General features: G+C 71.1%; 19 protein-coding genes. 12 read left to right on the top strand and 7 right to left on the bottom strand.

The genetic code is table 11. The features are described 5' to 3' along the window. Position 1: 1 nt before the first annotated feature. A complete protein-coding gene (locus ACFYMM_RS09570) occupies positions 2-2,551 on the top strand; it encodes a DUF4118 domain-containing protein (protein ID WP_388385246.1) in 2,550 nt (849 codons plus the stop codon). A 7-nt stretch (positions 2,552-2,558) separates the two neighbouring features. On the opposite strand, the gene ACFYMM_RS09565 is transcribed toward ACFYMM_RS09570, so the two are convergent. Further along, complete coding sequence (locus ACFYMM_RS09565; protein ID WP_388385245.1) at positions 2,559-3,125, bottom strand: universal stress protein; 567 nt, start codon at positions 3,123-3,125, stop codon at positions 2,559-2,561. Positions 3,126-3,446: 321 nt separating this feature from the next. On the opposite strand from ACFYMM_RS09565, the gene ACFYMM_RS09560 reads away from it, so the two are divergent. Together ACFYMM_RS09560 and lysA are read left to right on the top strand one after the other, a co-directional pair. Further along, positions 3,447-3,785 (top strand): SAV_915 family protein, encoded by a 339-nt coding sequence (locus tag ACFYMM_RS09560; protein WP_388385244.1) that lies wholly within the window; start codon positions 3,447-3,449, stop codon positions 3,783-3,785. A gap of 14 nt (positions 3,786-3,799) precedes the next feature. After that, entirely contained in the window at positions 3,800-5,134 is a 1,335-nt protein-coding gene (gene lysA / locus ACFYMM_RS09555) for a diaminopimelate decarboxylase (RefSeq protein WP_388385243.1), read from the top strand. Between the two features lie 734 nt (positions 5,135-5,868). Here the strand turns inward: lysA and ACFYMM_RS09550 are convergent. The 3 genes from ACFYMM_RS09550 to ACFYMM_RS09540 all read right to left on the bottom strand — a co-directional run bounded on the left by ACFYMM_RS09550 (position 5,869) and on the right by ACFYMM_RS09540 (position 8,627). Further along, the gene (locus tag ACFYMM_RS09550; RefSeq protein ID WP_388385242.1) at positions 5,869-6,489 is read right to left on the bottom strand and encodes a hypothetical protein; all 621 of its coding nucleotides are present in this window, start codon (positions 6,487-6,489) and stop codon (positions 5,869-5,871) included. A gap of 193 nt (positions 6,490-6,682) precedes the next feature. Then, a complete protein-coding gene (locus tag ACFYMM_RS09545; RefSeq protein WP_388385241.1) occupies positions 6,683-7,702 on the bottom strand; it encodes an aldo/keto reductase in 1,020 nt (339 codons plus the stop codon). A 28-nt stretch (positions 7,703-7,730) separates the two neighbouring features. Then, complete coding sequence (locus tag ACFYMM_RS09540; RefSeq protein ID WP_388385240.1) at positions 7,731-8,627, bottom strand: helix-turn-helix transcriptional regulator; 897 nt, start codon at positions 8,625-8,627, stop codon at positions 7,731-7,733. Between the two features lie 387 nt (positions 8,628-9,014). Between ACFYMM_RS09540 and ACFYMM_RS09535 the strand changes: the two genes are divergently transcribed. Genes ACFYMM_RS09535 through ACFYMM_RS09500 form a run of 8 tightly spaced genes read left to right on the top strand, consistent with a single transcriptional unit; the run spans position 9,015 to position 15,942 of the window. Beyond that, complete coding sequence (locus tag ACFYMM_RS09535; RefSeq protein WP_388385239.1) at positions 9,015-10,520, top strand: MFS transporter; 1,506 nt, start codon at positions 9,015-9,017, stop codon at positions 10,518-10,520. Between the two features lie 11 nt (positions 10,521-10,531). Continuing rightward, positions 10,532-11,416, top strand: coding sequence for an aldo/keto reductase (locus ACFYMM_RS09530; RefSeq protein WP_388385238.1), 885 nt, complete (start codon positions 10,532-10,534; stop codon positions 11,414-11,416). A gap of 36 nt (positions 11,417-11,452) precedes the next feature. Beyond that, positions 11,453-12,268, top strand: coding sequence for an alcohol dehydrogenase catalytic domain-containing protein (locus tag ACFYMM_RS09525; RefSeq protein WP_388385237.1), 816 nt, complete (start codon positions 11,453-11,455; stop codon positions 12,266-12,268). Between the two features lie 8 nt (positions 12,269-12,276). Continuing rightward, the gene (locus tag ACFYMM_RS09520) at positions 12,277-12,672 is read left to right on the top strand and encodes a zinc-binding dehydrogenase (protein WP_388385236.1); all 396 of its coding nucleotides are present in this window, start codon (positions 12,277-12,279) and stop codon (positions 12,670-12,672) included. A gap of 32 nt (positions 12,673-12,704) precedes the next feature. After that, positions 12,705-14,000: a 4-carboxymuconolactone decarboxylase gene (gene pcaC, locus ACFYMM_RS09515; RefSeq protein WP_388385235.1), complete on the top strand. Its 1,296-nt coding sequence runs from the start codon at positions 12,705-12,707 to the stop codon at positions 13,998-14,000. A 54-nt stretch (positions 14,001-14,054) separates the two neighbouring features. Beyond that, positions 14,055-14,690: an MBL fold metallo-hydrolase gene (locus tag ACFYMM_RS09510; protein ID WP_388385234.1), complete on the top strand. Its 636-nt coding sequence runs from the start codon at positions 14,055-14,057 to the stop codon at positions 14,688-14,690. A gap of 37 nt (positions 14,691-14,727) precedes the next feature. Then, complete coding sequence (locus ACFYMM_RS09505) at positions 14,728-15,507, top strand: exodeoxyribonuclease III (RefSeq protein ID WP_388385233.1); 780 nt, start codon at positions 14,728-14,730, stop codon at positions 15,505-15,507. 15 nt (positions 15,508-15,522) lie between these two features. Then, positions 15,523-15,942, top strand: a complete 420-nt coding sequence (locus ACFYMM_RS09500; RefSeq protein ID WP_388385232.1) for a DUF6278 family protein — start codon at positions 15,523-15,525, stop codon at positions 15,940-15,942. Between the two features lie 168 nt (positions 15,943-16,110). Here ACFYMM_RS09500 and ACFYMM_RS09495 read toward each other — a convergent pair whose 3' ends face one another. Further along, positions 16,111-17,655: a CocE/NonD family hydrolase gene (locus tag ACFYMM_RS09495; protein WP_388385231.1), complete on the bottom strand. Its 1,545-nt coding sequence runs from the start codon at positions 17,653-17,655 to the stop codon at positions 16,111-16,113. 185 nt (positions 17,656-17,840) lie between these two features. Further along, complete coding sequence (locus ACFYMM_RS09490) at positions 17,841-18,605, bottom strand: hypothetical protein (RefSeq protein WP_388385230.1); 765 nt, start codon at positions 18,603-18,605, stop codon at positions 17,841-17,843. Positions 18,606-18,748: 143 nt separating this feature from the next. On the opposite strand from ACFYMM_RS09490, the gene ggt reads away from it, so the two are divergent. After that, positions 18,749-20,548, top strand: coding sequence for a gamma-glutamyltransferase (gene ggt, locus ACFYMM_RS09485; protein WP_388385229.1), 1,800 nt, complete (start codon positions 18,749-18,751; stop codon positions 20,546-20,548). A gap of 51 nt (positions 20,549-20,599) precedes the next feature. On the opposite strand, the gene ACFYMM_RS09480 is transcribed toward ggt, so the two are convergent. Continuing rightward, positions 20,600-23,197 carry an ATP-dependent Clp protease ATP-binding subunit gene (locus ACFYMM_RS09480; RefSeq protein WP_388385228.1) on the bottom strand — a complete coding sequence of 866 codons (2,598 nt, stop codon included), beginning with the start codon at positions 23,195-23,197 and terminating at the stop codon, positions 20,600-20,602. Between the last annotated feature and the right edge of the window lie 100 nt (positions 23,198-23,297).

Here is a 23,297-nt window from a genome sequence, read left to right as displayed (position 1 = left end):
CATGGCACGCGGCAAGCTCCGGATCTACCTCGGCGCGGCACCCGGCGTCGGCAAGACCTACGCGATGCTGTCGGAGGCGCACCGCCGTATCGAGCGGGGCACCGACTGTGTCGTGGCCTTCGTCGAGCATCACCACCGGCCGCGCACGGAGGTGATGCTCCACGGCCTGGAACAGGTGCCGCGCAAGGAGATCGAGTACCGGGGCGGCGTCTTCACCGAGATGGACGTCGACGCCGTACTGCGGCGCGCCCCCGCCGTCGTCCTCGTGGACGAACTGGCGCATACCAACATCCCCGGCTCCCGCAACGCCAAGCGGTGGCAGGACATCGAGGAACTGCTCGCCGCCGGGATCGACGTGATCTCCACGGTCAACATCCAGCACCTGGAGTCACTGGGCGACGTGGTCGAGTCGATCACCGGCATCCGCCAGCAGGAGACCGTTCCGGACGAAGTCGTACGGCGCGCCGACCAGATCGAACTGGTCGACATGTCCCCGCAGGCCCTGCGCCGCCGCATGGCGCACGGCAACATCTACAAGTCGGACAAGGTCGACGCGGCCCTGTCCAACTACTTCCGGCCCGGCAATCTGACGGCGCTGCGGGAGCTGGCCCTGCTCTGGGTGGCCGACCGGGTTGACGAGTATCTGAACGAGTACCGCCGTGAGCACCGCGTCTCGACCATCTGGGGTTCGCGCGAACGGATCGTGGTCGGGCTGACCGGCGGCCCCGAGGGGCGCACCCTGATACGGCGTGCGGCCCGCCTGGCGGAGAAGGGCGCCGGCGGAGAAGTCCTCGCCGTCTACATCTCCCGCAGCGACGGCCTCACCGCCGCCTCCCCGAAGGAACTCGCCGACCAGCGCACCCTCGTCGAGGACCTCGGCGGCACCTTCCACCACGTCGTCGGCGACGACATACCCGTCGCGCTGCTGGACTTCGCGCGCGGCGTCAACGCCACCCAGATCGTCCTCGGCGTCTCCCGCCGCCGCAGCTGGCAGTACGTCTTCGGACCCGGCGTCGGCGCCACCGTCGCCCGGGACTCCGGCCCCGACCTCGACGTCCACCTCATCACCCACGACGAGGCGGGCAAGGGCCGCGGACTGCCAGTGGCGCGCGGCGCCCGCCTCGGACGCTCGCGGGTCACCTGGGGCTGGGCTGTGGGCGTGCTCGGCCCAGCCTTGCTCACTTGGCTGCTTACCAGCGCCACCCCTGACGTCGGCCTCGCCAACGACATGCTGCTGTTCCTCACCCTGACGGTGGCGGCGGCCCTGCTCGGCGGACTCTTCCCGGCGCTGGCCTCGGCGGTCGTGGGCTCCCTCCTCCTCAACTGGTACTTCACCCCGCCCGTCCACACCCTGACGATCGCCGACCCGAAGAACATCGTCGCCATCGCAATCTTCGTCGGGGTCGCGGTGTCCGTGGCCTCGGTCGTGGACCTGGCCGCCCGCCGCACCCACCAGGCATCCCGGCTGCGTGCAGAGTCCGAGATCCTCTCCTTCCTCGCGGGCAACGTTCTGCGCGGCGAGACCACTCTGGAGGCGCTGCTGGAACGGGTCCGCGAGACCTTCGGCATGGAGTCGGTGGCCCTGCTGGAGCGCTCCGGCGAGACCGCTCCCTGGACCTGCGCCGGCAGCGTGGGACCCCGGCCGGCCGAGATCCCGGAGGACGCCGATGTCGACGTACCGGTCGGCGACCACATGGCCCTGTCCCTGCGCGGCCGGGTGCTGCCCGCCGCCGACCGTAGGGTGCTCGCCGCGTTCGCCGCACAGGCCGCCGTCGTCCTGGACCGCCAGCGCCTGCTGAGCGAGGCCGACCGGGCCAAGGAACTCGCCGAGGGCAACCGCATCCGCACGGCCCTGCTCGCCGCCGTCAGCCACGACCTGCGTACCCCGCTCGCCGGCATCAAGGCCGCCGTCACCTCCCTCAGATCCGATGACGTCGAATGGTCCGCACAGGACCAGGCGGCACTGCTGGAGGCCATCGAGGAGGGCGCCGACCGTCTCGACCACCTGGTCGGCAACCTGCTCGACATGTCCCGCCTGCAGACCGGCACGGTCACCCCGATCATCCGCGAGACCGACCTCGACGAGGTCGTGCCCATGGCACTCGGCGGGGTCCCCAACCCGGAGGAGTGCGTGGACCTGGACATCCCCGAGACCCTGCCCATGGTCCACGTCGACCGGGGGCTGCTGGAGCGGGCCGTCGCCAACGTCGTCGAGAACGCCGTCAAGTACAGCCCACCGGACGAGCGGGTCCTGATCTCCGCGAGCGCCCTCGCCGACCGGGTAGAGGTACGGGTCGTGGACCGCGGTCCCGGCGTCCCGGACGAGGCCAAGGACCGCATCTTCGAACCCTTCCAGCGGTACGGCGATGCGCCCCGCGGTGTCGGAGTCGGCCTCGGCCTCGCGGTCGCCCGGGGCTTCACCGAGGCCGTCGGCGGCACGCTGCATGCCGAGGACACGCCCGGCGGCGGTCTCACCATGGTGCTCGCCCTGCCGACGGCAGCGGGCCCCCGACCAGGACAGCCGGACATACCGGCGGCGGCCGCCACCTGAGCACACCTCAGGCGCTTGGCGGCACCGTCTCGAACTCCCTGCGTATGTCCTCGGTGTCCAGCCGCAGCCGCCAGATGTTGCGACGGTGCACGGCCGCCAGCGCGGCCTGCAGCGGCGACGGCGGCACCGCCAGGACGGGACAGGCTGCGCGGGAGAGGCAGTAGCGGCCGACCGACGGCGACAGCGCCCGGCGCAGCCGACCCCGCCGTCCGGCACCGACTACCAGGAGGTCGTCCTCCCGGTCTGCGATCCGTACGAGCACCGGTCCCGGGGCGCCCCGGGCGACGAGTGCCCGACCGGGCAGACCGGTGCCCGTGACGCCGAACACCTCGCGCAGCGCCCCGACGAGCCTCTCCCGCGCCGGCCGCTCCCACTCCGGGACCATCGCGGTCGCGGCCGGGGACCTGCGGGCCGTCGGGTCCCCACCCGGCGGCTCCCAGGCCAGCACCGGCCACAGCTCGGCCCCACGGCGCCGGGCCTCCTCGGCCGCCCGGCCCAGCGCGGTGAGGCTGCCCAGCGAGCCGCTCACTCCCACCACGACGCGCTCGGCTGAGGGCGGACGGTACTCGGACATGTCATTCACCGTTCTGCACACGCCGACGGAAGGGTTCGCGGTCGGCGATTCTCCTGGGAAACGCCCCCATCTCACCTCGGCGCAGGGGCTTTCGAACAGTCCGTACGTCAGTTCTTGGCGCCCTTCTGACGACCTCTTCCGTGCCCTCTGACCTGCGGCGTCAGCATCCCGTCAAGGTCGCCCCGATCGTCGTCAGCGTCCCGTCAGGGCATGCCCGGGACCCGGGGACACCGGGCATAACGTCGACGGCGAGCCCCGGTCCGCCTCCCCGCGTCCGGGGCATCCCGCATCCCTCGCTCCCTGCCCTTCGGGAGGCACCCCATGGCACAACTCCTGTACGGCGAAGACCCCGAGCCCTCCGATCGCTTCCCGGCCGGACCCCTGTACGTCCCGGTCCGGCCGGGCCTTTGCGGATGTGCCGCCCGGCTCTTCCGAACCCCGCTCGGCGAGCTAACCGCTGTCGGCTTCACCTCCGAGTGCCGGCTGACTGCCACTCTCGGCCCCGATCAGGCGTGGATCCGGCTCGCCGAGCCCGCCCTCCGTGCCCTGACCGCCCCGCTCGGCGTCACCGCCGTCACGGTGGACCCGCAGTTCACCGCCCCCGCCCCCACGCCGGTCGCCCACGAGATTCCCGCGCTGCGGATCGCAAGGATCGCCTGAGAGGGAAAGCCACCATGACCACGGTGCACGAACCCACCGCGACCAGCAGGTTCACCGATCTGTCGGTGTGGCCCGCCTCGACCACCGAGTCCGCCCACGGCCACCTCACCGTCGGCGGCGTACCACTCGCCGAACTGGCCGACCGCTTCGGCACCCCCGTCTACGTACTGGACGAGGCCGAGGTCCGCGACCGCTGCCGTACCTACCGGGACGCCTTCCCGGACGCCGAAGTCCTGTACGCCGCCAAGGCGTTCCTGTGCCGGGCCATGGCCCATTGGATGGACGAGGAGGGCCTGGGCCTCGACGTCTGCTCGGCAGGCGAACTCGAACTCGCCGTCGCGACCGGCTTTCCGTCCGAGCGGATCGTGCTGCACGGCAACGCAAAGTCCCCACGCGACCTGGACACCGCCCTGCGCCTGGGCGTCGGCCGGATCGTCATCGACAGCCCCTCTGAGATCGCGCGGCTGGCCGCCGCCGTCGGCCCGGACGGCCACCAGAAGGTGATGGTCCGGGTGGTGCCCGGGATCAGCGCGGGCGGTCACGAGAAGATCCGCACCGGTACGGACGACCAGAAGTTCGGCCTGTCCATCTCCGACGGCTATGCCCAGCACGCCATCGCCCGCATTCTCGACCAACCGCAGCTCGAACTCACCGGGCTCCACTGTCACTTGGGTTCGCAGATCGTCAGCGTCAAGCCGTACCTGGTGGCCGTACGCCGGATGGTCGGGCTGATGGCCCGGCTGCACGAGCAGCACGGCCTGATCCTGCCCGAGCTCGACCTCGGCGGCGGCCACGGCATCGCCTACCGCCCCGGTGAGGAGGCGTTGGACTTGACGGAACTTGCCCGCAAGGTCCGCGCGGAAGTCGCCGACGCCTGCGCCACCGCAGGACTTCCGGTACCCCGCCTGATCATCGAGCCGGGCCGGGCCGTCGCGGGCCCGGCAGGGGTCGCCCTGTACCGCGTCCTGTCCGTGAAGCACACGGGCGACCACGTCTTCGTAGCCGTCGACGGTGGCATGAGCGACAACCCGCGCCCCGCGCTGTACGGCGTGCGATATGCGCCGCGACTGGTGGGCCGGCACAGGGCCGCGGTCCCGGCCCGGGTGACCGTGGTGGGCCGGCACTGCGAGGCCGGGGACGTCCTGGCCGCCGACGCGGATCTCCCCGCCGACATCCGCCCCGGAGACCTGCTCGCCGTACCCGTGGCCGGCGCCTACCACCTGTCCATGGCCTCCGGCTACAACCTGGTCGGCCGCCCGCCGGTGGCCGCCGTGCGCGACGGCTTCGCCCGCCTCCTCGTACGAAGGGAATCCCTGGAGGACATCCGCAGCCGCGACGTGGGCCTGTAGCCGACTCGCAGCCCTGATCTCCCGGGCGGGCCGGTCTTCCCTCCCTCGCCGACCGACCCGCCCGGGCCGTACCGGCTGGGACCGGTCTCCATCGCCCGCTCCAGCGTCGTCGGCGCGCTTGGGGTCGGCGCCCAGGAGCGGGTGGAGGGGGTTGCCGTGCCAATGTTTCCCGGTCCGCGGGGCTGTACCTGAAACAGGGATCTTCCCGGAGGCTGAGAGCGACAGGGCGAAACGGCTCGGCGCCGGAGGCGGGCGCGGGGGCGGCGTGCTCGGCATCGCCGGTGCTACAAGGCCTTCAGCCGCCACAATCTCCCGCAGTAACGCGACCCGAGACTGCTTCAACGCATGCTGGACGATCTCGGGCCCACTCGACCCACCTTGGGCGGACCGCCAAGATCGAGCGAGGTGCTGGCGACTGTGCATCGTCCCCCGCAGGGGGCAAGTACCCGAAGCTGCCTCGACGGAGCGCCGGGACTGAGTACACGGCCATATTCAGCTCTGGAAGCCCATCTAGTGGGCCGGTCGCTTCCTGCTCGTGACGCTCGTTTGACGCTCCAAGGCCCCGGCCACCCTCGCGAAAGGCCGAGAAACACCGTCTGACCTGGTGCTTCTCCACCCAAATGATGCGACGTGTTTTCGATAACCCACCACGTCGGTGTGCCGCGAATCTTGAACTGGCCGCGCAGAGCTCCTGAACTGCGGTTGCGTGTGCGCCTGATGTGCGGTGCGGGCGTTCAGTAGGTGGGGCCGTAGGGGCTCCAGTGCCCGAGGAAGGGTTTCAGATCGTCGGCTCTTGGCTTGGGAATGCCGGGTAGCCGGGGCGGTGTGCTCAATGGGTCGAGGCGGTCCATGGTGGCTGCTGCCCAGCTGATCCAGGCTTCGGCTTCGGTTCTGGACTGCCCGGGAGGCATGGCCTCAACGCGTGTGCGTACCGCGCTCACGTACTCGGTCAGTCGGGTGGCGTGACGCCATGCCGCTTCCTGGGCTTCGAGGTGCCTGACGCGGTACGCCTCCGCGTACCGGATGCGGGCTTGTTCCATGGCGGCTTCCCAGCGGATGCGCTTCTGGCGTGCCGCTTCGGCCTCGTCCTGGCGTCTGCGCTCGGCGGCTTCGCCGCGAAGCGTGACCTCCTGTGCGATCTCGGCGAGCTGCTCTTCGAGGGCGCGGCCGGGAGCGTCGGCCCATTCGCTCGCCCGGTGTGGCTGGCCGCCGCTGAGGATGATGCGGAGGCGTTCGGACGGGGTGTAGTCGAAGCGGGGGATTCTGACCCAGGAGTGCTTCTTGGCTTCGGCGAGTTCCTTCTCGGTGGCGACGTGCTCGGTCCGGTCCTGTTCCTGGAGGACGAGGAACCCCACGGGCTGGCCCTGTGCGGTGATGGTGAAGTGGGGATTTGCCCTGCGGCGGCGATGGGACGGAGGTGCGTAGCCGGTGTGCCCGGCCGAGCAGGTGTGTCCTTCGGCCTCGGCGGTGGTGATCAGTGCCTGGATGAGTCGTAGAGCGCGTCCTTGGAGGGGCTTGGTCAGGCCGAGCGGCTGGCGTTCGTTCTGCTCAGCGGCGTCGCTGGTCGGCCCGCAGCTCGAAGTCTCCGTAGCTGTTGTCGACCGGGTTGACCGTGACGCCCGGGGCGACGATCTCGTCGATGGCGTCGAGGACGTCGGAGGAGAGGGTGATGTCGGCGGCGGGCAGGAACGCCTCCAGCTGCTCCATGGTGCGCGGTCCGATGATCGCCGAGGTGACGCCGGGGTGGTTGATGACGAAGGCGACGGCGAGTTCGATCAGGGTGAGGCCGGCCTTCTCCGCCAGGACGGCGAGTTGTTCGACGGCGTCGAGCTTGCGCTGGTTGGCGGGGGTGTTCATGTCGAAGCGGGCCTGGGGGCGGGCGGCCGAGGCCGGTCCCTCGGTGGCGTTCTTGCGGTAGCGGCCCGAGAGCCATCCGCCGGCGAGTGGGCTGTAGGTGAGGGTGCCCATGCCGTGGCGGCGCACGGTCGGCAGCACGTCCTCTTCGATGCCGCGGACGAGGATCGAGTAGGGCGGCTGCTCGGTGACGAAGCGCTCCAGGTTCCGCTCGCGCGAGGTCCACTGGGCTTCGACGATCTGGGAGCCGGAGTAGGAGGAGGAGCCGATGTAGCGGACCTTGCCCTGGTGGACGAGATCGGTGAGGGCGCCGAGGGTCTCCGAGACGTCTGTGTCGGGGCTGGGCCGGTGGACCTGGTGGAGGTCGATGTGGTCGGTGCCGAGCCGCCGCAGGGAGTTCTCGACCGCGCGGATGATCCAGCGGCGCGAACCGCCCCGCTGGTTGGGGTCGTTCTGGTCCATGGGCATGAAGAACTTGGTGGCGAGGAAGACGTCCTCGCGGCGTCCCTTCAGCGCCTTGCCGACGATCTCCTCCGAGACGCCGGCGGAGTAGACGTCTGCGGTGTCGACGAAATTGATGCCCGCGTCGAGGGCGCGGTGGATGATCCGGATGGAGTCGGTCTCGTCCTCGTTGCCCCAGGGGCCGAACATCATTGCGCCCAGGCACAGGGGGCTGACCTGGACGCCGGTACGGCCCAGCGGTCGGTACTGCATGGAGTGGTTCTCCTCTTCCGTGTGGGGGTCAGTCGTTGCCGGAGGGCACGACCGTGCCGGTGGTCGTCCAGCTCGCGAGCAGGTTCAGGGCCTGCTGTTCCGGTGAGTCCGGCTCGGGTGTGTAGAAGTTGAGGCGCAGGCCGGGGTCGGAGGGCAGTTCCATCGCCTCGTAGGGCAGGGCGAGATCGCCGACGAGCGGGTGGTGGAGGTTTTTCAGTCCGGAGCGGTGGAACTTCACGTCGTGCCGTGCCCACCTGCGGGCGAAGTCGCTGCTGCGGGTGGTCAGTTCGCCGATCAGGTCGGTGAGGGCCTTGTCGTGCGGCGCGCGGCCCGTCTCGGTGCGCAGGAAGGCGACGGCATCGTCGGCGCCCTTGTCCCAGTCGACCCAGAAGTCCTGGCTGGCGGGGTCGAGGAACAGGAAGCGGGCGCTGTTGACCGGCCCGCGCTGCGCGAACAGCGGTGAGTCGAACAGCGGCGCGTACAGCGCCCGGCCCAGTGCGTTGGCGGCCATGATGTCGAAGCGGGCGTTGCGGACGAACGCCGGCACGCCGGTCATCGAGTCGAGCAGCCGCAGGATCGTCGGCCGGACGCGGGAGGAGGTCACCGCCGGCCGCCGGCCGGACGGGCTGGCGGCGCGGGCCAGATCGTAGAGGTGGGTGCGTTCGGCCTCGTTGAGCTGCAGGGCGTGCGCGAGGGCTTCGAGGACCGAGTCCGAGGCACCGGCGAGGTTGCCGCGCTCCAGGCGGACGTAATAGTCCACACTCATGCCTGCCAGCAGGGCGACCTCTTCGCGCCGCAGCCCCGCGACACGGCGGTTTCCGCCGTAGACCGGCAGCCCGGCCCGCTCGGGGGTGATCCTGGCCCGCCGGGTGCCGAGGAACTCCCGCACCTCGGCGGCCACGTCCTTCTTGGTGTGGTCGGTCATGCTCATTTCCTGATGTCTTTGACTGTCGCGCCCGTGGCGGACAGCTCCCGGCGCGAGCCGTCACGCAGGAAGCTCATCTCGGACGTCGCCCGAACGCTGGCTGGCACAGCGGTCCGGGAGCGGGGGCCCGGCTCTGACCGGGCTTGTCGCGTCGGCCGCCGGGCCGGACCCGACCTTGAGTAGAGGGGCACGGCGGACTCCTCTCGATCGGCCTGCTCGGTGTGCCGGCTCATCCACGGTAGGTCGGCCTGGAGAGACCTGCGAGGTACTGCCAGTACCTGGAAGAGCAGTGACTCCCACTGTCCCCTCGAGGTGCCGTTACCTGGAAGACGCCACAGACTGGCGGCCCGGGATCGGGCCGCACTCCCGATCGACGCGAGGAAGACCGTGCGCACAGCAGCCACCCACGACACCGGCGACGCCCCCGCCGGGCCGGTCGCCGACTCGATCCGTCCGGGCGGGCCGAGCGGCGGCAGGACCACCGCCCCGCGCCACCAGGCGCAGCGTGCCTCCGGGGGCCCGGCCCATTCGACGCTGATCCTGGCGATCATCTGCATCAGTTACTTCATGGTCATCCTGGACAACTCGATCGTGTTCACCGGGCTGCCGCAGATCCGCTCCGACATGGGCTTCTCCGAGACGGGCCTGTCGTGGATCACCAACGCCTACGTACTGGTCTTCGGCGGGCTGCTGCTCCTGGGAGCGCGCGCCGGTGATCTTTTCGGCCACCGCAAGGTCTTCCTGTACTCGCTGGTGGTCTTCTCGCTGGCCTCGCTGCTGGTGGGCGCCGCCCAGAGCGCCTGGTGGCTGATCGCGGCCTGGGCGCTGCAGGGCGTCGGCGCCGCCGTTCTTGCTCCGTCCGCGCTCTCCCTGCTCACGCGCAGTTTCGCGGAGGGCAAGGCCCGCAACCGGGCCATGGCCGCCTACAGCGCAGTGGCCGGACTCGGCGCGGCGTTCGGGCTGGTCGTCGGGGGTCTGGTCGCGGACCTGATCTCGTGGCGGGCCGGGTTCTTCCTGAACGTCCCCATCGGCATCGTGATGATGGTGCTGGCGGTGCGGTTCCTGCCCGAGACCGAGCGTCGCGGCGGCCGGTTCGACGTGGCCGGGGCGCTGCTGGCGACGATGGGATCGACCGCGCTGGTGCTGGGCATCGTCGACGCGGCCGACGACGGCTGGACGGCACCGGTCACCCTGCTGCCCCTCGCCGCGGGCGCGGTGACGCTGGTCTTGTTCGTCGGGGTGGAGCGGCGGGCCGCGCAGCCGATCGTGCCGCTGCGGCTGTTCGCGAGCCGCGAGCGGTCCGGCGCCTACGTCACCCGGATGCTCTACATGGGCGCGATGATCGGGTTCTTCTTCTTCACCGCGCAGTTCGTGCAGAGCGTCTACCACTGGACACCGCTGCAGGCCGGCCTGGCCTTCCTGCCGATGACGCTGGTCAACTTCGTCTTCGCGATCCGCGTACCCCGGCTGCTGGAGGGGTTCGGCAGGCCCCGGGTACTCGCCGCGGGGGTCGTGCTGACGACCGTGGGCATGGCCTGGCTGAGCCGCCTGGACCTGCGCACCCCCTACCTGACCGGAGTGGCCCTGCCAATGGTGATAATCGGCGCCGGCCAGGGCCTGACGCTGGCCCCGGTGACCTCCAGCGGCGTCGACGGCGTCGCACCCGAGGACGCGGGGGCCGGCTCGGGCCTGGTCAACACCGTGCACCAGATCGGCAGCGCACTGGCCCTGAGCATCCTGACGGCCGCGGCCGCCACCGTCTCCACCGGTCACACGGCCATCGACATCGCGGCCCGCTCCGGCACCGCGCTGACGGGCTCTGCCGTCCTGCTCGTCCTGGCCGTCGCCGCCGTCCTCACCCTGATCGTGCCCGCACGGGCGTCCCGCAAGTAAAGGACCATGTGATGCAGACCCTCACCCTCAACAACGGCGTCGAGATGCCCGCCCTCGGCCTTGGCGTCTTCCAGACCCCGCCCGACGAGACGATCGCCGCGGTCACGGCCGCGCTGGAGCTCGGCTACCGGCACATCGACACCGCCGCCGCCTACGGCAACGAACGCGAAGTCGGCCAGGCCCTGCGCAACTCCGGCGTCCCGCGCAGCGAGATTTTCATCGAAACCAAGATCTGGATCAGCGACTACGGCTACGACGAGACCCTGCACGGCTTCGACAAGAGCGCCGCCAAGCTGGGCGTGGACCGCATCGACCTGCTCATCCTGCACCAAGCCCTGCCGTCCGAGTTCGACAAGACCCTGGACGCCTACCGCGCGCTGGAGAAGCTCCTGGCCGACGGCAAGGTCCGCGCGATCGGAGTCAGCAACTTCATGGTCGACCACCTGATCACGCTGCTCGATGCGACGTCCGTCGTGCCGGCGGTCAACCAGCTGGAGATCCACCCCTACTTCCAGCAGCGCTCCGTTCTCGACTTCGACGACGCCCACGGCATCCTCAACCAGGCGTGGTCCCCGATCGGGGGCATCACCTTCTACCCGGGCTACGGCGAGGACCGCCGAAGCGTCCTTCAGGACCCGGCCGTCACTGCCATCGCCGAGACGCACGGCAAGAGTCCCGCCCAGGTGCTGCTGCGCTGGGGCCTGCAGCAGGGCCGCTCGGTCATCCCCAAGTCCACCCGGCGCGAGCGGATCGCCGAGAACATCGACGTCTTCGACTTCGAGCTCACGGCGGACGAACTCACCGCGCTGGACGCGCTGGAGACCGGCCGGCGCGGCGGTCCCGAGCCCGAGAACGTCACTCTCGCCGCCTACGGCCGCGCCATCCCCGAAGCCTGACCTTTCAACCCGTACGACCTGCACGAAGGAACCACAGTGCCCACCACCGTCAGCGCGTTCGGCGCCCACGAGGCCGGCCAGCCGCTCGCTCCCGTCACCATCGAGCGCCGTGACGTCGGCCCTCACGACGTCAGGCTCGACATCCTGTACTGCGGGATCTGCCACTCCGACATGAACTTCGTCGACGGCTCCTTCGGCCCGCTCCCGGTCAGCCCGCTCGTGCCCGGGCACGAGATCGTCGGCCGCGTCACCGAGACCGGCTCCGCCGTCACCCGACATCAGGTCGGCGACCTGGTCGGCATCGGCTGCATGGCCAACTCCTGCCGCGAGTGCGAGAACTGCCGGGCCGGGCAGGAGCAGTACTGCCTGGGCGGGCATACCCTCGTCTTCGGCAGCTCCGACCCCGCCGAGCCCGGCGCCCACACTCAAGGCGGCTACTCCGAGGCGATCGTTGCCCCCGAGGACTTCGTCGTCCGCGTCCCCGAGACCCTCGACCCGGCCGCCGCCGCGCCGCTGCTGTGCGCGGGCATCACCGTGTACGCGCCGCTCAAGCGGTTCGCTGCCGGTCCCGGCACCAAGGTCGCGGTCGTCGGCCTCGGCGGCCTGGGCCACCTCGGCGTGAAGATGGCCAAGGCCATGGGGGCCGACGTCACCGTGCTGTCCCGGTCGGAAAGCAAGCGCGAAGCCGCCGCGGCCCTATCGCCCCTTTCACCTACAACGACGGCACCTGCCCCGCCTGTCGGGCTGGCTTCGAGTCCAACTGCGAGCACGGAGGAGCCTTCGGTGACGGCGATAGTGACGGCGGCCAGGGCGAAAAGGTCCGCGCACCCTACGCCGACGCGACCCTCGTGAAGGTCCCCGTGCCGACCGACGGGTTCACCGACGCCCAGCTCGCCTCCTTCACCGCCCTCTCCGACGTCATGTGCACCGGCTACCACGCCGCCGTGAGCGCGGGCGTGAAGCAGGGCGACACCGTCGCCGTCGTCGGTGACGGCGCAGTCGGCCTCTCAGCCGTGCTGGCTGCCAAGCTCCTCGGCGCCAGCCGGATCATTGCGCTCAGCCGTCACGCCGACCGGCAGGCTCTCGCAAAGGAGTTCGGCGCCACCGACATCGTCGCCGAACGCGGTGACGACGCCGTCAGGGCCCGGATCAAGGAGGGCAAGACCCGGCGCGAAATCGTCCGATGCCTCAAACGCTACGCGGCACGGGAGGTCTTTCACCTGGTCAGACAGCTACAGTCAGGAACCCGCTCATAGGGGCAGTCGTGAGACGTGAGAGGGTCTGGGGCGTGAGTGAGACACCCCCGAACACCCTGCAATACCGCTTTGACGGGCCAGAAGACGCTCCGGTCCTGATCTTGGGTCCCTCACTGGGTACCACATGGCACATGTGGGACCGCCAGGTCCCGGAGCTGGCGCAGCAGTGGCGGGTCTTCCGGTTCGACCTGCCGGGGCACGGCGGCGCCCCCGCATACCCGGCCGGCTCGGTCTCCGAGCTGGCCGCCCGGCTGCTGGCCACCCTGAACGGGCTCGGCGTGCAGCGTTTCGGCTACGCGGGCTGCGCGCTGGGCGGCGCGATCGGCATCGAGCTGGCCCTGCGCCACCCGGAGCGGATGGCCTCGCTCGCGGTGGTCGCCGCCTCGCCCCGGTTCGGCACCGCCGACGAGTTCCGCCAGCGCGGGGTGATCGTCCGCAGCAACGGCCTCGACCCGATCGCCCGGACCTCGCCCGACCGCTGGTTCACCGGGGGATTCGCCGCCGCGCAGCCCGCGATCACCGAGTGGGCCGTACAGATGGTCCGCACCACCGACCCGGGCTGCTACATCGCCGCCTGCGAGGCCCTCGCCGGGTTCGACGTACGGCCGGAGCTGGGCCGGGTCGGCGTCCCGACGCTGGTCCTGGTCGGTTCCGAGGACCAGGTCACCGGCCCGGCCGAGGCCCGCACCCTGGTCGCCGGCATCCCGGACGCGCGGCTCGCGGTCGTCCCCGGTGCCTCCCACCTGGTCCCGGTCGAGCAGCCCGGCGCCGTCACCGACCTCCTCGTACGGCACTTCTCCACCGCCTGGCAGCAGCCCTTCGAGTCCGCCACCGGCCAGACGGCCATTCCGGCGGCCCCCCTCAAGCCGGTGCTGGCCGTCGCGCCGCAGGCCGCGCCGGTCGCCGAGATCGCCCCGGCCGTCGTACCGCCGCAGCCCCTCGCGCGGCCCGACCGGTACGAGACGGGGCTCAAGATCCGCCGGGAGGTGCTCGGCGACGCCCACGTGGACCGGGCACTGGCGCAGGCCGACGGCTTCTCCGGGGACTTCCAGGAGTTCATCACCCGCTACGCCTGGGGCGAGATCTGGGACCGGCCCGGCCTCGACCGCCGCACCCGCAGCTGCGTCACCCTCACCGCGCTGGTCGCCGGAGGTCACCTGGACGAGCTGGCCTTCCACACCCGGGCCGCGCTGCGCAACGGCCTGACCCCGGCCGAGATCAAGGAAGTGCTGCTCCAGGCGGCCGTGTACTGCGGGGTACCGGCCGCGAACAGCGCGTTCAAGGTGGCCCAGCAGGTCATACGCGAGGAGACCACGCCCGACGAGTGAGCGGGCGGCGCCCGGCGGGGTGAGGGCGGACGGGCGAGGGCAGAATGGAGAACCATGAAGCTCACGAAGATGTCCCACGCCTGCGTCCGTCTGGAGAAGGACGGGCGCACGCTCGTCCTCGACCCCGGAGGCTTCAGCGAGCAGGACGCCGCGGTCGGCGCGAACGCGATCCTGATCACGCACGAGCACCCGGACCACTTCGACGAGGGCCGGCTGCGGGCGGCCATGGAGGCCGATCCGGCCGCCGAGATCTGGACCCTCGCCGCCGTGGCCGAGCAGATCGCGGCGGCCTTCCCGGGCCGTGTGCACACCGTCGGCCACGGTGACACCTTCACCGCCGCCGGCTTCGACGTCCAGGTGCACGGCGAACTGCACGCGGTGATCCACCCGGACCTCCCGCGCACCACCAACGTCGGCTACCTGATCGACGGGGGCAAGGTCTTCCACCCGGGCGACGCGCTCACCGTCCCCGACCAGCCCGTCGAGACGCTGATGCTGCCGGTGATGGCCCCCTGGAGCAAGCTCTCCGAGGTCGTCGAGTACGTCCGCGAGGTGAAGCCGCAGCGCGCCTACGACATCCACGACGCCCTGCTCACCGACCTCGCCCGGCCGATCTACGACCGTCTGGTCGGCGCCCTGGGCGGCGCCGACCACCAGCGGCTCGCGCCGACGGCCTCGACGGAGGTCTGAGACCGCGTTGTCAGACCCGGCGGGTAGGTTGTGAGACATGCGCATCGCGACCTGGAACGTCAACTCGATCACCGCCCGTCTGCCGAGGCTGCTGGCCTGGCTGGAGAGCAGTGGCACCGATGTGCTCTGCCTCCAGGAGGCCAAGATCGCCGAGGAGCAGTTCCCGTTCGAGCAGCTGCGCGAGCGGGGCTACGAGGCGGCGGTCCACGCCACCGGCCGGTGGAACGGGGTGGCGGTGCTCTCCCGGGTCGGCATCGAGGACGTCGTCAAGGGCCTGCCCGGCGACCCCGGCTACGACGGCTCGGTGGAGCCCCGCGCCATCTCCGCGACCTGCGGCCCGGTCCGCGTCTGGTCGGTGTACGTGCCCAACGGCCGCGAGGTGGAGCACCCGCACTACGCCTACAAGCTGCAGTGGTTCGAGGCGCTGAAGGCGGCCGTCGCCGGTGACGCGGGCGGCGGCCGTCCCTTCGCGGTGCTGGGCGACTACAACGTGGCGCCGACCGACGACGACGTCTTCGACGTGGCCGCCTTCGAGGGCAGCACCCATGTGACCCCCGCCGAGCGCGCGGCCCTCGCCTCCCTGCGCGAGGCGGGCCTGGCCGACGTCGTCCCGCGCCCGCTGAAGTACGACCACCCCTTCACGTACTGGGACTACCGCCAGCTCTGCTTCCCCAAGAACCGCGGCATGCGCATCGACCTGGTGTACGGCAACGCGCCGTTCGCGAAGGCGGTGAAGGACGCGTACGTGGACCGTGAGGAGCGCAAGGGCAAAGGCGCGTCCGACCACGCGCCGGTGGTGGTCGACCTGGACGTCTGATGCCAGGCTGGGTCCATGAACATCCCCTTCCTGGGTCCCAGGCACAAGCAGAGCGGTGACGCGGCGCTCCCCACGGACCCCGAGGGGATCGCCGCGCTCCTGTCCGAATGCGACCTGCTGCGCGAGCAGGCGGCCCGGGCGGGCGTCCGGCTCGACGACACACCGGCGTCCCTGGAGGCCCTGGACCAGCTGCTGCCGCGCTGGCGCGACGACGCCGAGACCCTGCCCTGGCTCGGCAACGACGCCGGGCTCTACCTCGGCACGGTCATCGTGCGCACCGTGCCCGGCGCCGTCTGGGAGATCCGGGCCGACGGGCAGCCCGTCGTACGACTCCTGTCCGGACGCGAGTTCGAGGTCGCCGCGTCCGGGCAGGAGTGGGCCGCGAGTGGTGCCCCCGAGCTGTCCCAGCTGTACGCGGAGGTCGCCGAAGCGTAGCGGTAAATACGGCTAATGACCGAAAGGTGCGTGTCGTATGTCAACTCCCGCCCGGTCTGGATAGTTTGCGGCAACCGACACAACTGAGAATGTTCGCCTCGAACCTCGACTACGATTTGCCGTTCATCCAGTTCACACGGGCCGGGCCCGCCCGGCGGCAGCCGGAGATCACTGCTCGCGCAGGGGGACGGACACGTATGACGGGTCGTCCGCCGGTGAGGAGAAGGTCAGCTGCGCGCCGGACGGGTTGTGCTCGATGTAGAGCGGATCGACCGTGTCGACCACCAGTGCGAGCCGATGTCCGGCCGGTACGTCGTAGGCCGTGGAGAACAGGTCCAGGTTCACGCCGAACGGCTCGCCGGGCGTCCGTCCGTGCCAGGTGTACGGCGCGTTGGTGACCAGCTTGCCGAGTCCGAGCGGACCCACGTCGTACAGATAGGCGATGAGGGTGCCGCTCTCCTTGGTGGGGGTGAGGGTGGTGTGCAACCGGGCGGTCCCGCGGACCTGTTGCGCGGTGCCGTACCTCTCCGACTGCCACACCGCGGCCCACCGGCGGGGCAGCAGCGGGACGGCGGCCACCGGCGGCAGCTGGGCGACCTGGTCCAGGATGCTGGAGAGGAACACGATCCCGCCGTCCGCGCCCGAGTCGACGTTCGCGTGGATCGTCGTCGACCCGGCGAGCGCGAGCTTCCTGCGGGTCGCGCCGACCGATTTCCAGTCCGGGTAGCCCTCGTAGCCGCCCGAGGTGCGGGACTTGAGCTGTACGGGCTGCTCGCGGTCGATCCCGTTGTCCGCGCCCTTGAGGTAGTGGTCGAACCAGCGCGTGGTGTCCGTCCACACGTCGTTGGGCAGCCCGAACAAGCCGGTCAGTTCGGCGGTCGCGTGGTCGCCGGGGCGGAACTCCAGTCTCTTCGGGCCGGTCAGCTTCTCGTAGAAGTCGGCGTACTGGTTGGCCGGGAAGACGGTGTCGCCCCAGGCGTTGGCCAGCATGACGGCGGCGCCGTTCTTGTTGAGCTGATCGACATAGGTATCGGCGGAACGTTTCTTCCCCCAGTCGATCATGTCCTGTTCCTTGGCCAGGTTGGAGGAGTACAGGTTGTCGAAGATCTCGCGGAGCTCGGGGCTCTCGCGGCCGGTGAGGGTGGCCGCGCCGTCCAGTACGGCCGCCGTCTGCACGTGCTGGGTGCGGCCGGAGTAGATCGAGTCGATCAGATCGGCCCATCCGCTGAGCGCGGCGACCGCCTTGATCCGCCGGTCGTGGGCGGCGGTGAGCAGGCTGATCCCGGCGCCGTAGGAGACGCCCGCCATGCCGATGTGCGCGGGGTCGGCCGGGGTGTGGGCGAGCGCCCAGTCGATCACCTTGGAGGCGTCGGCTATGTCGGGCGGCCCCGCCACTTCTATCTCGCCGCCGGACTGCCAGAAGCCGCGCACGTTGTAAGTGAGCACGATGTAACCCGCGTCGGCGAGTTTCTGGGCCTGGGCGAGATACTCGACCTGGGGCAGGCTCCAGCTGGTGGGCAGCACGACGAGCGGGTAGCGGCGCGAGCCGTCGGCGCCCGAGGGCGTGACGACGTTCGCCTTCAGGACCGTACCGCCGTCGCCGGTGATGTCGACGAAGCGGACGGAGGGGGCGGCCTCGGCGGCGGGCGCGAGGCCCACGACCGTACCGGCGATCAGGGCCGCCGAGACGACTCCGGCGGCGGAGGTGCGCAAGGTGGTGCGACGGTGCCCGCCCGTCTCCCACCACCCTGTTCGAAGGCGCTTCGCGCCCCTTTGGCTCACGGGTCACTCCTCACTCGTGTCAGTGCAAAGTGACCGAACGGTAACCGCAGCCTCTTACCGCAAGTAACCCGTCGGTAAGTTAGGTGCCGGTAAAGATTGTTGGCCGGTGCAGGAATCTAGGAGGCCCGGTGTGAGGTGGGTGGAGTCTCCGGCGTGGGTGCCGGTGCCTGTGCCTGTGCCGCCCGAGTCACATCGGCGACCAGTTCGACGACATCGGGGCCGTAGGCCTGCGAGTTGATCACCTTCAGCAGCAGGACGAAGGAGTTCCTGCCGTACTTGCGGGCCAGCCGCTCGTGGTTGCGGGCCAGATAGCGGGTGGCCGCCTGGTTGGTGATCGCGCGCTGCCCGCAGAAGAGGAACACCGGCCGCTCGTCCCGGCGTCGGCCCGCGGTGAGCCGGGCCAGCAGCACGTACTCGTTCCCGCCCGGCTCCAGCCGGTAGCGCTCGCCGCCGACCTGGAACTCACCGCGCTCCGGACCGGGTTCGGCGTCCACGTTCACCCTGACCCCCGGCAGCAGGGACATGAGATGCGCCGCCGTACGCCGGTTGGACGCCGGACCGCCGACGCAGAACTCGGTGCGCTCGCCGAACCCCTGCTGAGCCGCGTCGTGCGCGACGACCCGCGCGTTGGCGTGGCAGTCCTTGATCAGCGCGGCCAGCTCCAGCAGCGCGAACACGTCGTGCCGCATCACCGCGAGGTCGGTCCCGCCCGCCTCGCGGTTCACCACCAGCATGCACTCGGAGTTGTCCGGCAGGCCGAAGAAGGCCTGCTTGCGCCCCAGACGGCGGTGCGACAGGAGGGTGCGGGCCAGCCAGCCGAGCGCACCACTGACCGCGGCCGCCAGCACACCCAGGACGATGTTGCGCACGTCGTCGTTCATGGGCGCGCATGCTAGCGGGCCCGGGCCCTCGGTACGCATCCGTGTTCGATGTGTGTCGTTCGTATGGCGACGGCCCGATGACTACTGTCGGGGCGTCAGCAATCTGGTTACGCTGCGCGGACGGTCCTGAGCTGGAGGTGCGGATGCGTCGCCCTGTCGCGCGGAAACTGACGGTCCTGGCGGTCTCGGCCGCCGTCGTGGCGGTGGGGGCGGCGGCCCCGCCGGCCCCGGCGAGCGGCACCCCCGCGAAGGTCCCGGTCGCCGTCGGCTACGGCGGCGCGGTGGCCAGTGTCGACGCGGACGCCTCCGCCGCCGGGATCGAGGTGCTGAGGAAGGGCGGCAACGCCGTCGACGCCGCCGTCGCCACGGCCGCCGCGCTCGGCGTCACCGAGCCCTACTCCTCCGGCGTCGGCGGAGGCGGCTACTTCGTCTACTACGACGCCAAGTCCCGTACGGTGCACACCATCGACGGCCGGGAGACCGCCCCGCTGACCGCCGACTCCCATCTCTTCGAGGAGAACGGCAAGCCCCTCGCCTTCGCCGACGCCGTCAGCAGCGGCCTGAGCGTCGGCACCCCCGGCACCCCCGCCACCTGGCAGACGGCGCTGGACGAGTGGGGCAGCAGAAAGCTCGGTACGGTCCTCGAGCCCGCCGAGCGGATCGCCCGTGACGGCTTCACCGTCGACGACACCTTCCGCTCGCAGACGGCCGCCAACGAGACCCGGTTCCGCTACTTCCCGGCCACCGCCAAGCTGTTCCTGCCCGGCGGACAGCTCCCCGCCGTCGGCTCCACCTTCAAGAACCCGGACCTGGCCCGCACTTACGAGGAACTGGCCAGGAAGGGAGTCGGCGCGATCTACCGCGGCGACCTCGGCAAGGACATCGTCTCCACGGTGAACAAGCCGCCCGTCGACCCCGGTTCGGGCTGGAACGCCCGTCCCGGCAAGCTCTCCGCCCAGGACCTGGCCGCCTACCGCGCACGGCTCCAGGAGCCCACGAAGACCTCGTACCGCGGGCTGAAGGTGTACTCCATCGCACCCTCCTCCTCGGGCGGTACCACGGTCGGCGAGGCGCTCAACATCCTGGAGAGGACCGACCTCTCCAAGGCGAGCGAGGCGCAGTACCTGCACCACTACATCGAGGCCAGCCGCATCGCCTTCGCCGACCGCGGCCGCTGGGTCGGCGACCCCGCCTTCGAGGACGTCCCCACCCGGCAGCTGCTCTCGCAGAAGTACGCCGACTCGCGTGCCTGCCTGATCAAGGACGACGCGGTCCTCACCAGCCCCCTCGCCCCCGGCGACCCGCGCCACCCCGCGGCCTGCGGGGCCGGCGGCACGGCCGCCCCGACGACGTACGAGGGGGAGAACACCACCCACCTCACCGTCGCCGACAAGTGGGGCGACGTCGTCTCCTACACCCTCACCATCGAGCAGACCGGTGGCAGCGCCATCACCGTCCCCGGCCGCGGCTTCCTGCTCAACAACGAGCTGACCGACTTCTCCTTCACACCGGCCAACCCGGCCGTCCACGACCCGAACCTGCCCGGCCCGGGCAAGCGGCCGCGCTCGTCGATCTCGCCGACCATCGTCCTCGACCGGCACAACCAGCCCGTCGTGGCCCTCGGTTCACCCGGCGGCGCCACCATCATCACCACCGTGCTGCAGGTCCTCACCGAGTTCCTCGACCGGCACCTGCCGCTGGTCGACGCCATCGCCGCCCCCCGCGCCAGCCAGCGCAACGCGACCAGGACGGAACTCGAACCCGGCCTCTACAACAGCGACCTGAGGACGAAACTGGAGGCCATCGGCCACTCCTTCTCGCTCAACCCGGAGATCGGCGCGGCGACGGGCGTACAGCGGCTGCCCGGCGGCAAGTGGCTGGCGGCGGCCGAGACGGTACGACGCGGCGGCGGCTCGGCGCAGGTGGTGCGCCCGGCGCCGTAGCCGGCCGGCCGGGCGGCGGCGCTCACCGCCCGGCGGCGCAGGTCGCGGTGCTCACAGCTCGGGGGCGGGCGGCTGCTCGGCCGTGCCACCCTCGGCCTCGCTCTCGGCCTTGGCCTCGGCCCTCGCCTCGGTACGGAACGCCAACTGTCCGTCGGCCGTGTCCACCGTCACCCGGCTGCCCTCGCTGATCCGGCCCTCCAACAGGAGGCGGGAGAGCCGGTTGTCGACCTCGCGCTGGATGGTGCGGCGCAGCGGGCGGGCGCCGTACTCCGGCTGGTAGCCGCGCTCGGCCAGCCAGTCGACTGCCGCGTCGGTGAAGTCGATCGCGATGCCCTGGGCGTGCACCAGCCGCCGGGTGCCCTCCAGCAGCAGGCCGGTGATCCGCCGCAGCTGGTCGCCCGTGAGCTGCCGGAAGACGACGATCTCGTCGATGCGGTTGAGGAACTCCGGCCGGAAGTGCTCACGCAGCGGCCGCAGGATCTGCTCCCGGCGCGCCTCCTCGTCCGCCACCCCGTCACCCGGCCCGAAGCCGATGCCGGCGGCGCGCCGGGTGATCGCGTCCGAGCCCAGGTTGCTGGTCATCACGATGACCGTGTTGGTGAAGTCCACCGTCCGGCCCTGGGAGTCGGTCAGCCGGCCGTCGTCCAGCACCTGGAGAAGGATGTTGAAGACGTCCGGGTGCGCCTTCTCCACCTCGTCGAGGAGCAGCAGCGAGTACGGGTGACGCCGTACGACCTCGGTGAGCTGGCCCGCCTCCTCGTGGCCCACGTACCCGGGCGGGGCACCGACCAGCCGGGAGACGGTGTGCCGCTCCTGGTACTCGCTCATGTCCAGCCGGACCATCCGGTCGTCGCTGCCGAACAGGGCGTCGGCCAGCGCGCGGGCCAGCTCGGTCTTGCCGACGCCGGTCGGACCGAGGAACAGGAAGCTGCCGATCGGCCGGGCGGGGCTGCCCAGCCCCGCCCGGGAGCGCAGGACCGCCTCGGCCACCACGGCGACCGCCTCGTCCTGTCCGACGACCCGCTGGTGCAGATGTTCTTCCAGGCCCAGCAGCCGTTCCTTCTCCTCCTGGGTCAGGCGGCTGACGGGGATGCCGGTCTGCCGGGACACCACCTCGGCGACGGCCTCGGCCGTCACCTCCAGGTGCTGGCCCTCGTCGGCCTCGTCCGGGTGCGTGGTCTCCTCGATCCGCCGCTTCAGCTCGGTGATCCGGTCCCGCAGCTGGGTGGCCTGCTCGTACTGCTCGTCGGCCACCGCCTGGTCCTTGTCCCGGACCAGCTGCTCGACCTCGCGTTCCAGGGCGCGCACGTCCGTGCCCTTCGTACGGGCGCCGAGCCGCACCCGGGCGCCCGCCTGGTCGATCAGGTCGATCGCCTTGTCCGGCAGCCTGCGGTCGGTGAGATAGCGGTCGGACAGCTCCACGGCGGCCAGCAGCGCCTCGTCGGTGTAGCGGACCTGGTGGTGGGCCTCGTAGCGGTCGCGCAGTCCGCGCAGGATCTCGATCGCGTCCGCCACCGTCGGCTCGGGCACCAGGATCGGCTGGAAGCGGCGGGCCAGCGCCGCGTCCTTCTCGATCTTGCGGTACTCCTCCAGCGTGGTGGCGCCCACGATGTGCAGCTCGCCCCGGGCCAGCGCGGGCTTGAGGATGTTGCCCGCGTCCATCGCCCCGCCCTCGCCGCCGCCCCCGGCTCCCACGACGGTGTGCAGCTCGTCGATGAAGACGATCAGCCGGTCGGAGTGGGCGCGGATCTCGCCGACGATGGTGTTGAGCCGCTCCTCGAAGTCGCCGCGGAAGCGGGTGCCGGCCACCACACCGGCCAGGTCGAGGGCGAACACCCGGCGCCCGGTCAGTACGTCGGGCACGTCGCCGTCGGTGATCCGCTGGGCGAGCCCCTCGACGATCGCGGTCTTGCCGACGCCCGCGTCCCCGATCAGCACGGGGTTGTTCTTGCCGCGCCGGGACAGCACCTCGATGGTCTGCTCGATCTCCTGGTCCCGTCCGATCACCGGGTCGATGCCGCCCTGCCGGGCGAGATCGGTCAGATCCCGGCCGTACTTGTCCAGGGTCGGTGTCGAGGTGGCCCGCTGCCGCTGCTCGGAGCGGCCCTGGACGGCCTCCGGGGCCTCCGGGGGCAGGCTGCCGGCGGAGGCGAACCGGGCCGCGTTCAGGATGTGCCCGGCCGCCGAGTCCGGGTTCGCGGCCAGCGCGCTGAGCACGTGCTCGGGGCCGATGTAGCCGGCGCCGCGCGCACGGGCCAGCTCGTGCGCGTCCAGCAGGGCCCGCTTGGCGGCCGGCGTCAGGGACAGCGCGGTCGGCGGCGGTCCCTCGCCCGGCGGGTGCTGGACGGGCCCGGAACGGTCGTCGATCTCCGTGGCCAGCGAGTCGGGGTCCGCGCCGGCCCGGCTGAGCAGGCTCCGGGTGGGCTCGGCGGACAGCGCCGCGCGCAGCAGGTGCTGGGTGTCGAGGTCCCGGCTGCCGTGCTCGGCCGCGTACTGGGCGGCGCCCTTGACGAGCTCCCTGGCGGGTTGGCTCAGCAGGCGGCCGATGTCGATCTGACGGGGGGCCCGGCCCGCTCCGGCTCCGCCGAAGAAGCGGGCGAGGAACTCGCCGAAGGGGTCGCCCTCCGGGCCGATGAAGCCGCTGGTCATCGTTTCGGTTTCCTTCGCAGACGACTGGCACCGCCGGGTAACCGGTTTGGGACGGCTCATGCCACGATGACATGTTCTGCGGCCCGGGGCATGTTCGCGG

This window comes from Streptomyces sp. NPDC006739 (assembly GCF_042869815.1).
In the GTDB taxonomy this organism is placed as follows: domain Bacteria; phylum Actinomycetota; class Actinomycetes; order Streptomycetales; family Streptomycetaceae; genus Streptomyces.
Note: the sequence above shows the minus strand (reverse complement) of the source record. Positions and strands in the feature narration are given on the sequence as shown.

Coding starts and splice junctions, on each gene's coding strand:
- ACFYMM_RS09480 (WP_388385228.1), bottom strand. CDS start 23,197: ATGACCAGCGGCTTCATCGGCCCGGAGGGCGACCCCTTCGGCGAGTTC.
- ACFYMM_RS09570 (WP_388385246.1), top strand. CDS start 2: ATGGCACGCGGCAAGCTCCGGATCTACCTCGGCGCGGCACCCGGCGTC.
- ggt (WP_388385229.1), top strand. CDS start 18,749: ATGCGTCGCCCTGTCGCGCGGAAACTGACGGTCCTGGCGGTCTCGGCC.
- ACFYMM_RS09500 (WP_388385232.1), top strand. CDS start 15,523: ATGAACATCCCCTTCCTGGGTCCCAGGCACAAGCAGAGCGGTGACGCG.
- ACFYMM_RS09545 (WP_388385241.1), bottom strand. CDS start 7,702: ATGCAGTACCGACCGCTGGGCCGTACCGGCGTCCAGGTCAGCCCCCTG.
- ACFYMM_RS09490 (WP_388385230.1), bottom strand. CDS start 18,605: ATGAACGACGACGTGCGCAACATCGTCCTGGGTGTGCTGGCGGCCGCG.
- ACFYMM_RS09505 (WP_388385233.1), top strand. CDS start 14,728: ATGCGCATCGCGACCTGGAACGTCAACTCGATCACCGCCCGTCTGCCG.
- lysA (WP_388385243.1), top strand. CDS start 3,800: ATGACCACGGTGCACGAACCCACCGCGACCAGCAGGTTCACCGATCTG.
- ACFYMM_RS09530 (WP_388385238.1), top strand. CDS start 10,532: ATGCAGACCCTCACCCTCAACAACGGCGTCGAGATGCCCGCCCTCGGC.
- ACFYMM_RS09510 (WP_388385234.1), top strand. CDS start 14,055: ATGAAGCTCACGAAGATGTCCCACGCCTGCGTCCGTCTGGAGAAGGAC.
- ACFYMM_RS09565 (WP_388385245.1), bottom strand. CDS start 3,125: ATGTCCGAGTACCGTCCGCCCTCAGCCGAGCGCGTCGTGGTGGGAGTG.
- ACFYMM_RS09540 (WP_388385240.1), bottom strand. CDS start 8,627: ATGACCGACCACACCAAGAAGGACGTGGCCGCCGAGGTGCGGGAGTTC.
- ACFYMM_RS09560 (WP_388385244.1), top strand. CDS start 3,447: ATGGCACAACTCCTGTACGGCGAAGACCCCGAGCCCTCCGATCGCTTC.